Annotated in this window: 13 protein-coding genes; 3 read left to right on the forward strand and 10 right to left on the reverse strand. The window is 52.3% G+C overall.

Annotated elements, in window-relative coordinates; translation table 11 throughout:
* Positions 1 to 26: 26 nt before the first annotated feature.
* On the reverse strand, positions 27 to 1,070 hold the full coding sequence (locus OGX97_RS04205) for a GMP reductase (RefSeq protein ID WP_003829510.1): 1,044 nt from the start codon (positions 1,068 to 1,070) through the stop codon (positions 27 to 29).
* A gap of 225 nt (positions 1,071 to 1,295) precedes the next feature.
* On the opposite strand from OGX97_RS04205, the gene coaE reads away from it, so the two are divergent.
* The 3 genes from coaE to yacG are packed head-to-tail and all read left to right on the forward strand — an operon-like array spanning position 1,296 to position 2,863.
* Positions 1,296 to 1,916: a dephospho-CoA kinase gene (coaE, locus tag OGX97_RS04210; RefSeq protein ID WP_003829511.1), complete on the forward strand. Its 621-nt coding sequence runs from the start codon at positions 1,296 to 1,298 to the stop codon at positions 1,914 to 1,916.
* On the forward strand, positions 1,916 to 2,659 hold the full coding sequence (gene zapD, locus OGX97_RS04215; RefSeq protein WP_008786201.1) for a cell division protein ZapD: 744 nt from the start codon (positions 1,916 to 1,918) through the stop codon (positions 2,657 to 2,659). The genes coaE and zapD overlap by 1 nt, the downstream gene beginning before the upstream one ends.
* A 9-nt stretch (positions 2,660 to 2,668) precedes the next feature.
* Complete coding sequence (gene yacG / locus OGX97_RS04220; RefSeq protein WP_003018740.1) at positions 2,669 to 2,863, forward strand: DNA gyrase inhibitor YacG; 195 nt, start codon at positions 2,669 to 2,671, stop codon at positions 2,861 to 2,863.
* A gap of 173 nt (positions 2,864 to 3,036) precedes the next feature.
* On the opposite strand, the gene mutT is transcribed toward yacG, so the two are convergent.
* The 9 genes from mutT to murC form a co-directional block, all read right to left on the reverse strand.
* The gene (mutT, locus tag OGX97_RS04225) at positions 3,037 to 3,426 is read right to left on the reverse strand and encodes an 8-oxo-dGTP diphosphatase MutT (RefSeq protein WP_008786200.1); all 390 of its coding nucleotides are present in this window, start codon (positions 3,424 to 3,426) and stop codon (positions 3,037 to 3,039) included.
* Positions 3,427 to 3,482: 56 nt separating this feature from the next.
* Complete coding sequence (gene secA, locus OGX97_RS04230) at positions 3,483 to 6,188, reverse strand: preprotein translocase subunit SecA (RefSeq protein WP_008786199.1); 2,706 nt, start codon at positions 6,186 to 6,188, stop codon at positions 3,483 to 3,485.
* Positions 6,189 to 6,248: 60 nt separating this feature from the next.
* The gene (gene secM, locus OGX97_RS04235; protein ID WP_003829520.1) at positions 6,249 to 6,755 is read right to left on the reverse strand and encodes a secA translation cis-regulator SecM; all 507 of its coding nucleotides are present in this window, start codon (positions 6,753 to 6,755) and stop codon (positions 6,249 to 6,251) included.
* 283 nt (positions 6,756 to 7,038) lie between these two features.
* On the reverse strand, positions 7,039 to 7,956 hold the full coding sequence (lpxC, locus tag OGX97_RS04240) for a UDP-3-O-acyl-N-acetylglucosamine deacetylase (RefSeq protein ID WP_006686706.1): 918 nt from the start codon (positions 7,954 to 7,956) through the stop codon (positions 7,039 to 7,041).
* A 100-nt stretch (positions 7,957 to 8,056) separates the two neighbouring features.
* Positions 8,057 to 9,208 carry a cell division protein FtsZ gene (ftsZ, locus tag OGX97_RS04245; RefSeq protein WP_003018753.1) on the reverse strand — a complete coding sequence of 384 codons (1,152 nt, stop codon included), beginning with the start codon at positions 9,206 to 9,208 and terminating at the stop codon, positions 8,057 to 8,059.
* Between the two features lie 62 nt (positions 9,209 to 9,270).
* Entirely contained in the window at positions 9,271 to 10,533 is a 1,263-nt protein-coding gene (ftsA, locus tag OGX97_RS04250) for a cell division protein FtsA (RefSeq protein WP_003018755.1), read from the reverse strand.
* On the reverse strand, positions 10,530 to 11,363 hold the full coding sequence (ftsQ, locus tag OGX97_RS04255) for a cell division protein FtsQ (RefSeq protein WP_003018758.1): 834 nt from the start codon (positions 11,361 to 11,363) through the stop codon (positions 10,530 to 10,532). Before ftsQ ends, ftsA begins: the two co-directional genes overlap by 4 nt.
* 1 nt (position 11,364) lies before the next feature.
* A complete protein-coding gene (locus OGX97_RS04260) occupies positions 11,365 to 12,285 on the reverse strand; it encodes a D-alanine--D-alanine ligase (RefSeq protein WP_048214939.1) in 921 nt (306 codons plus the stop codon).
* Positions 12,278 to 13,753, reverse strand: coding sequence for a UDP-N-acetylmuramate--L-alanine ligase (gene murC / locus OGX97_RS04265; protein WP_003018763.1), 1,476 nt, complete (start codon positions 13,751 to 13,753; stop codon positions 12,278 to 12,280). The genes OGX97_RS04260 and murC overlap by 8 nt, the downstream gene beginning before the upstream one ends.
* Positions 13,754 to 13,791 lie beyond the last annotated feature (38 nt).

Genomic DNA, 13,791 nt, shown 5'->3' on the forward strand with positions numbered 1-13,791 from the left:
TCAGGCATTTACAGAACTAGCTGTTCTTACAGGCTATTGAAAACGCGGTTTTCTTGTTCCTGTACACGAATAAACGTTGTACGTTTGGTCAGCTCTTTCAGACGGGATGCGCCCACATAGGTACAAGCAGAACGCAAACCACCGAGGATATCGCGAGCGGTATTATCAACCGGGCCGCGCAGTGGCAGCTTGACGGTTTTACCTTCTGCAGCGCGGTACTGTGCAACACCACCTACGTGACGCGTCATGGCAGATTCAGAGCTCATACCGTAGAACAGCATGAATTTCTCACCGTTTTCTTCAACAATTTTGCCGCCACTTTCTTCATGACCAGCCAGCATGCCGCCGAGCATCACGAAGTCTGCGCCGCCACCGAACGCTTTTGCCACGTCACCCGGCATGGTGCAGCCGCCGTCGCTGACAATCATGCCACCCAGACCGTGGGCTGCATCGGCGCATTCAATAACCGCAGAAAGCTGTGGATAGCCAACGCCGGTTTTTACACGCGTGGTACATACAGAACCTGGGCCAATGCCGACTTTGACAATATCAGCACCGGAGAGCACCAGCTCTTCGCACATTTCACCGGTGACCACATTGCCCGCACAGATCGTTTTAGTCGGCCATGCTTCACGCGCTTTCGACACGAACTGAACAAAATGCTCTGAGTAGCCATTAGCCACATCAATGCAGATAAAGTTCAGCGCGGGGTTGAGCGCCAGAATCTGTTTAGTTTTTTCGAAATCTGCATCAGACGTACCGGTTGAAACCATTACGTGTTTAAGCACATCGGCAGAGCTCTCTGCGATGAAGGCGGCCCAGTCTTCAACAGAATAGTGTTTGTGCACAGCGGTCAGGATGTCGAAAGATGCCAGTGCCGTTGCCATGGCAAACGTCCCGACAGTGTCCATGTTCGCGGCAATAATAGGTACGCCGGACCAGGTCTGACCTGAATGCTTAAAGGTAAATTGACGTTCCAGCTCAACATCGGAACGGCTTTTGAGAGTAGAACGCTTAGGGCGGATAAGAACGTCTTTGAAACCTAACTTCAGATCTTCTTCGATACGCATGTGCGGATTCCTGGGGTTAATGGCGAAAAATCGAAACTCACAACTCCAGTGACGCTATCATACGCACTAATCAATGCCGCGCAAGACTGCGAAATTCTCTTTTTTTACGCTACAATCCCATAAATTTACCTGGCGAATAGTAGGTTAATCCTGCAGCAGCCTCGCCTTCGCACGCATAACTTTTAACTGTTTGATAATCAAACTTAAACTCCAGGATCGGCATCTATGAGGTATACGGTAGCCTTAACCGGCGGCATTGGCAGTGGTAAAAGCACCGTTGCAAATGCGTTCGCTGACCTCGGAATAAACGTCATTGATGCAGATATTATTGCGCGCCAGGTGGTTGAACCCGGCACACCTGCTCTTAAGGCGATCGAAGAACATTTTGGTTCCGACGTTATAGCCGCAGACGGATCGTTGCAGCGACGCATTTTACGCGAACGCATTTTTTCCAATCCTGAGGAGAAAAGCTGGCTGAATGCCCTGCTTCATCCGCTTATTCAGCAGGAAACCCAGCGTCAGTTTCAGCAAGCAACCTCTCCTTATCTGCTATGGGTTGTCCCTTTGCTGGTGGAAAATTCGCTGTATAAAAAAGCCGACCGCGTACTCGTGGTGGATGTCACCCCCGAAACCCAGCTCAGACGCACCATGCAGCGTGATGACGTCACGCGTGAGCATGTTGAACAAATTCTTGCTGCCCAGGCAACGCGTGAAGCGCGGCTGGCCGTGGCAGACGATGTTATTGATAATAATGGCGCACCGGAAGCCATCGCCTCGGATGTCGCCCGCCTGCACGCGCTCTATTTGCAATGCGCGTCGCAGTTTGTCTCACAGGAAAAACCGTAATGCACACCCAGGTCCTTTTTGAACACCCTCTCAATGAGAAGATGCGTACATGGCTGCGCATTGAGTTTTTAATCCAACAGCTCTCCGTTAATTTGCCCATTACTGATCATGCCGGCGCTCTGCATTTTTTCCGCAATATCGGAGATTTGCTGGATGTATTTGAACGCGGCGAAGTCCGTACCGAACTCCTCAAAGAACTGGAGCGACAGCAGCGTAAACTCCAGGCCTGGGTCGAAGTTCCCGGCGTCGATCAAAGCAGAATCGACTCTTTGCGTCAGCAGCTAAAAAGTGCAGGCAGCATTCTGATTTCTGCCCCGCGTATTGGACAGACGCTGCGCGAAGATCGTCTGATTGGTCTCGTACGTCAGCGTTTAAGTATTCCTGGCGGGTGCTGCAGTTTCGATCTGCCGACTCTGCATATCTGGTTACACCTGGCACAGTCGCATCGTGACGCGCAGGTTGAAACCTGGCTTGCCAGCCTGAATCCGCTCAACCAGGCGCTGTCGCTGGTACTGGATTTAATTCGCAACTCAGCACCGTTTCGTAAGCAAACCAGCCTGAATGGTTTTTATCAGGACAACGGCGAAGATGCAGATCTGCTGCGCTTGCAGCTGCCGCTTGATTCGCTGCTTTATCCGCAAATTTCTGGTCATAAGAGCCGTTTTGCCATCCGCTTTATGCCGCTGGATAGCGAGAATGGTCAGGTGCCTGAGCGCCTCGATTTTGAACTGGCGTGCTGTTAAGGAGTCAACATGTCTGAACAAACCATCGTCAACTGCCCAACCTGCGGCAAGCCTGTAGTATGGGCTGAGGTCAGTCCGTTTCGCCCATTCTGCAGTAAGCGCTGCCAGTTAATCGATCTGGGAGAGTGGGCCGCAGAAGAGAAACGCATCCCAAGCTCTGGTGATCTGTCAGAAAGCGACGACTGGAGTGAAGAACAGAAGTAATTCTGCTAAAACGGTGGGTCGGATTAGGTAACGCCGCATCCGGCATTTTATGTTGTTTTGCCTGATGGCGCTGCGCTTATCAGGCCTAAGAACTAAAACGTAGGGCGAGCAAGTGTAGCGCCCCCGCCATAATTTGCCGGATGTGGCGTTGCCTTATCCGGCCTATAGCGCCATTAGCCAGCAATCAGCTTTTCAATGACCGGTGCATTCGCGGGCGGGAAATCCTGCGCATTCAGAGCATCTTGCGCAATCCACTGCGCCGGTTGCCCCTCTTTTCCCCACGGCTCGCCTTCCCAGCTTTCAACCAGCCAGAACCACAGAGTGATATGCCTGTCCGGAAACTGATACTCCAGCTTTTCGAACAATGAGCTTTGAGTCGGCGTGATCCCCACTTCTTCCTGTAGCTCGCGAATCAGCGCCTGCTCCGGCGTTTCGCCCGCTTCAATTTTCCCGCCGGGGAATTCCAGCTTATTTGCCATGTGGGCATCAGCCGCACGCTGGGTGATAAAAATTTCATGTTGCTGATTACGAATAATCCCGACGGCGATTTGCAGTATTTTCATCTTTATCGTCCATAAAAAAGGCGCAGAATTCTGCGCCTTTTCAGTAAGTTATTTTCTTAGCTCAGACGGCCGTGGCACTGTTTGTATTTTTTGCCAGAGCCGCAAGGACACGGATCGTTACGACCCACTTTACGATCGCCGGTTTGTGCTGCCAGCTCTTCTGCCGCGGCAGAATCGTCGCCTTTATGGCTCAACTGCTGCATCTGCGCTAAGCGCTCAGCTTCTTCACGACGCTGCTGCTCCATGGCTTCGACTTCTTCAGGCATACGCACCTGAACTTTGCTCAGGGTGCTGATCACTTCGTATTTCAGTGATTCCAGCATTGAGGCAAACATAGAGAAGGATTCACGCTTATATTCCTGCTTCGGATCTTTTTGCGCATAACCACGCAGGTGGATACCCTGACGCAGATAGTCCATCGCAGCAAGGTGCTCTTTCCACAGAGAGTCGAGAGTTTGCAGCATCACGCCTTTTTCGAAGTGACGCATCATCTCCGCGCCCACAACTTCTTCTTTACGCTGATAAACTTCGATGGCGTTTGCCAGGATACGTTCACGCAGCGTTTCTTCGTGCAGCTCAGGCTCTTTATCCAGCCACTCTGAAATCGGCATCTCAAGATCGAAGTCGTTTTTCAGACGTTCCTGCAGACCCGGGATATCCCACATTTCTTCCAGAGACTGCGGCGGAATATAGGCATCAATAGTTGCTTTGAAGACATCTTCACGGATGCTGTTGATGGTTTCGCTAACGTCAGTTACGTCCAGCAGTTCGTTACGCTGGGTGTAGATAGCACGACGCTGATCGTTGGCAACGTCATCATATTCCAGCAGCTGCTTACGAATATCGAAGTTGCGGCTTTCCACTTTACGCTGCGCGTTAGCAATTGCTTTGGTCACCCATGGGTGTTCAATGGCTTCGCCAGGCTTCATACCCAGTTTACGCATCATGCCTGACACGCGGTCAGAGGCAAAAATACGCATCAGCGCATCTTCCATCGACAGATAGAAACGGGAAGAGCCCGCATCACCCTGACGACCCGAACGACCACGCAGCTGGTTATCGATACGGCGAGATTCGTGACGCTCGGTACCGATAATATGCAAGCCACCGGCAGCTAATACCGCGTCATGGCGAACCTGCCAATCGGCTTTAATCTGCGCGATTTGTTCAGGAGTTGGGTTTTCCAGCTCGGCAACTTCCGCCTGCCAGCTACCGCCCAGTACGATATCGGTACCACGACCGGCCATGTTCGTCGCGATAGTCACGGCTGACGGGTAACCCGCCTGGGCAACGATTGCAGCTTCGTTGGCGTGGAACTTGGCGTTCAGAACATTGTGTTTGATACCCGCTTTGCTCAGCTCGTTAGACACTACTTCCGATTTTTCAATGGAGATAGTACCTACCAGCACCGGCTGGCCATTTGCAGTACGTTCTTTAATATCTTCAATGATCGCCTGAATTTTTTCCGCTTCGGTCATGTACACCAGATCCGGTAAATCCTTACGGATCATCGGACGGTTGGTCGGCACAACCACGGTATCCAGTTTGTAGATGGAGCTAAATTCAAACGCTTCAGTGTCGGCTGTACCGGTCATACCGGCCAGTTTTTCGTACAAACGGAAGTAGTTCTGGAAGGTAATAGATGCCAGCGTCTGGTTCTCGTTCTGGATCTCTACGCCTTCTTTAGCTTCAACAGCCTGGTGCAGACCATCGGACCAGCGACGCCCCTGCATGGTACGACCGGTGTGTTCATCGACGATGATAACTTCGCCGTCTTTCACGATGTAGTCTACGTCACGGGTAAACAGCACGTGCGCACGCAGTGCGGCAGTCACGTGGTGCATCAGCATAATGTTGCCCGGAGAGTACAGTGACTCGCCCTCGTCCATAATGCCTTCGTTAACCAGCAACTCTTCAATCAGTACCAGACCACGCTCGGTCAGGTTAACCTGGCGCGCTTTCTCATCAACAGAGAAGTGGCCTTCGCCCTGGAACGTGTCGGAATCTTCCTTCTCCTGACGGATCAGGTGCGGGATGATTTTATTCACTTTTTTGTACATTTCCGAGCTGTCTTCAGCCGGGCCGGAAATGATCAGCGGCGTACGCGCTTCATCGATCAGGATGGAGTCGACTTCATCGACCAGCGCATAGTGCAGTTTACGTTGAACACGCTCTTCCGGACTAAACGCCATGTTGTCACGCAGGTAGTCAAAGCCGTATTCGTTGTTGGTACCGTAAGTAATATCGGCGTTGTAGGCTTCACGCTTGGCTGGCGCAGGCAGGCCAGACATGTTGATACCAACGGTCATGCCGAGGAATTCAAACAGCGGGCGGTTATTTTCGGCATCACGCTGAGCCAGATAGTCGTTCACGGTAACCACGTGTACGCCCTTCCCGCTTAATGCGTTCAGGTAGGCTGGCAGCGTCGCGGTAAGGGTTTTACCTTCACCAGTACGCATTTCCGCGATGCAGCGATCGTTAAGCACCATACCGCCCAGCAGCTGAACGTCGAAGTGACGCATACCGAACACACGCTTACTCGCTTCACGCACTACGGCGAACGCTTCCGGGATCAGGCTCTCAACGCTGGCACCTTTTTCCAGACGGGCGCGGAATTCAGCGGTCTTCGCTTTCAGTTCATCATCGGAGAGTTTTTCCATCTCCGGTTCCATCGCGTTGATGACATTGACCACTTTACGCATACGACGCAGCGTACGCTCGTTACGGCTACCGAATACTTTCGTTAATAATTTGATTAGCATAATAAAATCTCAAACGCCCCGCGGTGCGGAGTCAAAAATTATAAGTTGGAAGGTTCTTTTTTAGCTGAGGCGTTGAGGACCAGCGCGGATACCCTGCAGCTGGCTGATCCAGACCGGAACGCTAAACGCGGCCTGAGAGGTAAAGTGTGCGTATGTCACGCGACTTACTGTCGCGGGCGGAGTGCCTTCCTGCGTCAGCATCGCGCTGAGCGTATTCAGTAACGCAAGATGGTGCGCCTGGATTGGCAATGGCTCTTCGGCAACGGGCAACGCCTGAGGCGCCATGGCAAAAGAAAGATGGCGGATAACCGTACGAATGGCATGTTGATGCCAGTAATCGACGGTAAAATTTGGGCGGCGATTAGTCGCTTCCAGCAAAGCAAGCTGGCTAAAGTTAACTTTAGCACCTTGATCGTGATTGCTGGCGGTCGCCTTCGCGGGGGTATTAGGTTCAGCAGCATTACCGAGCGCGGGCAGGCCAAAACTAGCCGCGACCATCCCCAACAGGAGATGCGGCCAGAAGTACCGTCTGCCTAACTGTCGCCAGCGCGTCAGTATTCCACTCACGTTATTGCCACCTGATATACCCTGCGTTTGGGGTTACAAATGCAAAACCATTTTTTGCGCACAAATCTTACCATTAATGCGTTCGCACCACAGCAGTAATGACAGCAAGTCGCGGGTAAATATGCTTAAGAAAGCAGCGATCGAACGGTATTTTAATCTACCTGTGGGGAAAAAGTCGCTTCAGATAAGGTGGTTTGCACTCGGAAGATAAAAAAACGACTGGCTCACCTGGCCGGAGAGAGTGCCAGATTTACCAGTCGAATTTATGCGACAGCGTATGTCGTTATGCCAGTACGGTCGATGGTGCTTTGAACGCCAACGGCAGTTCTGCATCGTCCTGGAAGGTCACATATTCCCAGGCTTCCTGTTTTGCCAGGACCGCCTGCAACAGTTTGTTATTCAATGCATGACCGGATTTATACGCGGTAAATGCACCAATAATGTTGTGACCACACATGAACAAGTCACCGATCGCGTCGAGCATTTTGTGACGAACGAATTCATCTTCAAAACGCAGGCCGTCTTCGTTCAATACGCGATAATCGTCAACAACGATGGCACAATCGAAGCTGCCGCCCAGGCACAGGCCGCGGGACTGCAGATATTCGATATCACGCATGAAGCCGAAAGTACGCGCACGGCTGATCTGACGCATGAACGCATCCGCAGAGAAGTTCATCGCGTAGCGCTGCGTGCTGGAGTCGATCGCCGGATGGTTAAAGTCGATGGTGAAATCCAACGTAAAACCATTATACGGCTTAAACTCAGCCCACTTATCGCCATCTTCGACACGAACGGTCTCTTTGATGCGAACAAATTTTTTGGCGCTGCTCAGTTCTTCAATACCTGCATCAAGCAGCAGATAAACGAACGGAGCGGCACTGCCATCCATGATCGGGATTTCCGGTGCGTTAACTTCAATAACGATGTTATCGATACCTAAACCCGCCAGAGCAGCATTAAGGTGCTCTACGGTTGAAATCCGTACATCATGCTCATTGACCAGACACGTACAGAGCATGGTATCACGCACAGATTTGGCATCGGCCGGGAAATCTACCGGAGGATTCAAGTCGGTGCGACGATAGATGACCCCGGTGTTGGCCGGCGCAGGGCGTAATGTCAGGGTGACTTTTTTGCCGGTATGCAAACCGACGCCAGTCGCCTGAACGATACGTTTAAGAGTCCTTTGTTTGATCATCGTATAATCTCGCCAAATTACCTATCCAACCGAAGTGTACTATACATTCGGTGGGCCAGTTTAGCACAAAGAGCCACAATTCCCAAATTCCAGCTAATTCTTAATCAGCTTGCTTACGCAGGAATGCTGGGATATCCAGATAATCCGGCTCTTTGGTGGTTTGCGGCGTATTGTCGTTAACCACTTTCGCTACCGGTTTCTGCTCTTGCGTCAACGGCGCCATGCCGTGCTGCTGGTAACGATCCATTACCGGCTGCTGTACCTGCTTGTTGGTCACCAGAGTGATTTCAGGACGTTTGTCCATACCAATTCCAGTTGCAACAACGGTCACGCGCAGTTCGTCGTTCATATCCGGGTCCAGGGAGGTACCGATAACCACGGTCGCATTATCCGATGCAAAGGCACGAATCGTGTTACCGACGGTTTCGAACTCATCCAGACGCAGGTCGAAGCCCGCAGTAATGTTGACCAGCACGCCGCGCGCACCAGACAGATCGATGTCTTCCAGCAGCGGAGAAGAGATAGCCATTTCAGCCGCTTCTTCTGCACGGTCTTCACCGCTTGCCACGCCTGAACCCATCATCGCGTAGCCCATTTCGGACATCACGGTGCGCACGTCTGCAAAGTCGACGTTCATCAGGCCCGGACGAGTAATCAGTTCAGCGATACCCTGGACTGCGCCTTTCAGCACGTCGTTCGCTGCGCCAAACGCATCCAGCAGGGAGATACCGCGACCCAGCACTTTCAGCAGCTTGTCATTCGGAATAGTGATCAGAGAGTCCACATGTTTGGACAGCTCGGTGATACCCTGTTCCGCGAATGCCATACGCTTCTTACCTTCAAAGTTGAAAGGCTTAGTCACGACAGCAACGGTCAGAATACCTAAATCTTTTGCTACTTCAGCAACCACTGGCGCTGCACCGGTACCGGTACCGCCGCCCATGCCAGCTGCGATAAACACCATGTCTGCGCCGTCAAGCGCTGCACGCAGAGCTTCACGATCTTCGTCTGCCGCATTACGGCCTACTTCCGGGTTTGCACCCGCGCCCAGACCTTTGGTGATGCCGCTACCAATCTGAATGGTCTGTCCAACCGCCGTTTTACGCAACGCCTGAGCGTCGGTATTCACCGCGAAGAATTCAACACCTTCGATGCGCTCGCGCACCATGTGTTCAACGGCATTACCGCCGCCGCCGCCGACGCCGATGACTTTAATCACCGCGTCATTGGTAAGTTCCATAGGTTCAAACATAGTTTCTCTCTCCGTTGTGCCTGTCGCCTGAGACCGTTAATGTGCGTTGGTCTCTTTAAAAATTAAAACTCTTTTCGCAGCCAGCTATTGAGTCGTTTGATCCACGAGCCAACTGATGCCGTAACGCGTTTTTCAACTTCAGCCTCACCACTCAAATGGGATTCTTTCCCGTAGTGAAGCAGCCCCACTGCCGTTGAATAATACGGCTCCTGGGCATAATCCGTCAGACCAGTGATATTCAGCGGTGCGCCAATACGTACTTGCGTATGGAACACGCGCTGTGCGCAGGCCGCAAGACCTTCAATTTGCGCAGCGCCACCGGTTAACACAATCCCCGCCGCCAGATGATGTTTCACACCCTGCTGGCGAAGCTGTTCTTGTAATTGCAAAATTTCTTCGTTGACCAGGTTGAGCAGCTCGGTATAACGCGGCTCAATGACCTCTGCCAGGGTCTGACGTTGCAGGCTACGCGGTGGACGACCACCTACGCTTGGCACTTCAACGCTTTCGTCTTTACCCACGATGGAGCCCAGCGCGCAACCATGGCGCACTTTGATGGCTTCAGCATCGCTTGGCGGCGTACCAAAGGCATACGCGATATCGCTGGTCACTACATTCCCTGCATAAGGGATAACTTTAGTGTGGCGCAACGCCCCGCCAGTATAAACGGCGATGTCCATTGTACCACCACCAATATCCACCACGCAGACACCCAGCTCACGTTCATCTTCCGTCAACACGGAATAACTGGCTGCCAACCCGGCAAAAATCAGTTGGTCAACTTTCAGACCACAACGTTCAACGGCTTTGACAATGTTCTTTGCCATGTCGTTGTGGCAGGTAATAAGATGGACTTTTGCCTGCATACGCACGCCGGAAAGACCGACCGGATTTTTAATGCCTTCCTGGTAGTCGATGGCGTATTCCTGCGGAATAACGTGCAGAACACGATGTTCATCGCGAACGCGTACGGATTTTGCCGTATGTACCACGTTTTCCACATCTTCCTGCGTCACTTCCTCTTCGGAAATGGGCACCATACCAATTTCATTTTGACAGCTAATATGTTTACCGGAAAGTGCCAGATACACCGAGGAAATCTGGCAATCTGCCATCAGTTCAGCCTGGTCAATGGCGCGCTGTACGCACTTCACCACTGACTCAAGGTCATTCACCCCGCCTTTATCCATACCTCGCGATGGGCAACTGCCCACGCCAATGATATTGACCATACCGTCGGGCAGAACTTCCCCTACTAAAGCGGCTACCTTCGCGGTGCCAATCTCCAGTCCAACTACCAGTTTTCTGTCCGTCGCCTTGATCATTGTTGTTCTGCCTGTGCCTGATTCTGTTGCTGATTAGATTCCTCAGGAGGCAAGGGAACCCAGCCTACTGCCGCTCCTGAGTCATAACGCAAATCAACGTAGCTAATCCGTTTGCCATCGGTTTGCGCCTGCTGCTGTAAAACCGGGTAGAGTTCCACAAAGCGAGCCAAACGTTTTATCGTATCGCCCCTGCCCAGATTCAGCTTAATATCGTTATTCAGCGTCAACTGCCAGGAACGACGAGCGGTCATCGCCGCTTCCTTCAGGGTGAATCTATCCTTAGCCAGCACCTGCCCCATATCGCGGAACCCTTGCAACACTTCACTTGCGCTGCCTTCCGGCCCATACAACATGGGTAATACCTGCTTATTGGCCCGACCGGTTGGAACACTGAACGTATTTCCTTCAGCATCCACCATATGTTGGTCATTCCAACGCGCAATGGGCACATATTCAACCAGATGAATCTTCAATTCATCGGGCCATTGCTTTCTGACGCTCGCCTGTTTAATCCAGGGGAGGCGTTCAATTTGACTCTGAATGATGTTCACATCCTGAGTCATAAAGGTTCCCGGAGCGCCCAGCGCCAAAATGGACTGACGAATATCGTCATTGCGCGTGTAATGTCGTTCGCCGGTTAACACCAGTTTCGATAAAGGCAAACGTTGCGCATCTTCCATCCATCCCAACACTACCCAGCCGCTGACAAACACGGTGCACAGCACTGTCAGCAGGAACAATATTCCTGCAAGACGCGTTCCATTATTGCGGCGTGAGGAGTTTACTTCTTCTTCATCACCGTTTCGCGTGTTCAGCGCAGCCTGCGACATATCAGTCCGCCAACTCCAGAATTCTTACCACCAACTGCGAGAAGCTCAGGCCCGCCTGACGCGCCGCCATCGGCACCAGACTGTGGCTGGTCATACCCGGAGAGGTATTCGCTTCCAGCAGATAAAACTGGCCATCGCTGTCCAGCATGACGTCAATGCGACCCCAACCTTTACAGCCCAATGTGGTCCACGCTTTCAGGACTAATTCCTGTAAACGGGCCTCTTGTTCGACTTCCAGACCGGCAGGGCAGAAATATTGTGTCTCATCAGAGAGATACTTCGCCTCATAATCATAGAAGGTTCCCGCGGGTTGGATACGTATTGACGGTAAAATTTCTTCACCAAGTATCGCAACTGTAAATTCCGGGCCACTGAGCCATTTTTCGATCAGTACTTCTTCATCATGCTGAAAAGCCAATGCTAATGCACCATGCAAAGCATTTTCTTCTTCAACTTTTGACATCCCTACGCTTGAGCCTTCACGGCTTGGCTTCACAATCAGCGGCAAACCTAACGCAGAAATCTCCGTAACCACCTCATCGCTAAGACCTTTTTCGAACTCAGCGCGGGTCAATGCGACCCAAGGCGCGACCGGTAAACCAGCCCCCTGCCACAACAGTTTGCTGCGCAGTTTGTCCATCGAAATCGCAGAAGCCATGACGCCACTACCGGTGTACGGCAGACCAACCAGCTCCAGCATGCCCTGCAACGTGCCATCTTCACCACCACGACCGTGCAGCGCAATAAACACCTTTTGAAAACCCATCGATTTCAAAAGCGTGACATCAACCTCTTTTGGGTCAATTGGATGAGCATCCACACCACCTTCGCGTAACCCTGCCAGTACGGCCGCGCCGGAATTCAGCGAAACGTCACGCTCTGCGGAGGTTCCCCCTAACAGGACCGCGATTTTATCAGCCATGTTGTTCTTCCTCCGGGTTTTGCGGCTTCAGTTTGATTTCAGCTAAGGAACGCGCGATTTTGCCGATATTTCCAGCGCCCTGCACCAAAATCAGATCGTTGCCGGTTAATACCGGCGCCAGCATATCTGCCACCTGAGCCGGATCGGATACCAGAATCGGGTCGATCTTACCGCGACCACGGATCGTACGGCACAGCGAGCGGCTGTCGGCTCCTGGAATCGCGGCTTCACCCGCGGCGTACACATCCAGCATCAACAGTGCATCGACCTGAGTCAGCACGTTGGCAAAGTCGTCATACAGATCGCGAGTACGCGTAAAGCGGTGCGGCTGGAACAGCATCACCAAATTTTTGTCCGGCCAGCCCGCGCGTGCAGCTTTAATCGTGGCATCCACTTCCGTAGGGTGATGACCATAATCATCCACCAGCATCGCCGTCCCGGCTTTACCGTTTACCGGCTCAAGCGGGAATTCGCCAAGGAAGTCAAAACGTCGTCCGGTGCCCTGGAAACTTTCCAGCGCGCGCAGAATTGCGTCGTCTTCAATGCCTTCTTCTGTTGCAACTGCTACCGCCGCCGCCGCGTTCAGCGCATTGTGACGGCCCGGTGCGTTCAACGTCACGCGTAAATCGGCCATCCCCTGACGCAGCAGCGTGAAGTGCCCTTGTGGACCAATCTGCTGGTAATCTTCGACGCGCACATCAGCATCATCGCTGAAACCATAGGTTGTGGTTTGACGACCAACTCGCGGCAACAACTCGCGGATCACCGGATCGTCAACGCACATCACCGCACGACCATAAAACGGCAAGTTATGCAGGAAATTAATAAACGTCTGCTTCAAATTTTCGAAGTCGCCATGGTAGGTATCCATATGATCGGCTTCGATATTGGTAACAATCGCCACCATCGGCTGCAAATGCAGGAATGACGCATCGCTCTCATCCGCCTCCGCAATTAAATAACGGCTATGACCCAGACGCGCATGGACGCCTGCGGCCTTCACCAGACCGCCGTTGACAAACGTCGGATCCAGCCCCGCTTCCGCGTAGATACTGGAGACCATCGCTGTGGTCGTGGTTTTACCATGCGTCCCGGCAATGGCGATACCGTGACGAAATCGCATTAACTCCGCCAGCATTTCAGCACGACGGATCACCGGAATGCGCGCTTCATGCGCCGCAACAATTTCCGGGTTATCCGCAGAAATGGCGCTGGATACCACCACCACGCTCGCATCACGCACGTTTTCCGGGCGATGGTTGAAGAAAATCGTGGCGCCCAGATTCGTCAACTGCTGCGTCACCGGGTTCGGCGCTAAGTCAGAACCGCTGATCTGATAACCTTCGTTGGCCAAAACTTCGGCAATACCGCCCATACCAGCACCACCGATGCCGACAAAGTGAATGTGCCGAACGCGACGCATTTCGGGCACGATGGAACGCAGTTTTGCCAGTTGTTGTGTATTCATTCTTTAGCCATTAACTTCTTAGTTCATGCGATGCAAAA

Source organism: Citrobacter sp. Cpo061 (assembly GCF_030332845.1).
Taxonomy (GTDB): Bacteria; Pseudomonadota; Gammaproteobacteria; order Enterobacterales; family Enterobacteriaceae; genus Citrobacter; species Citrobacter portucalensis.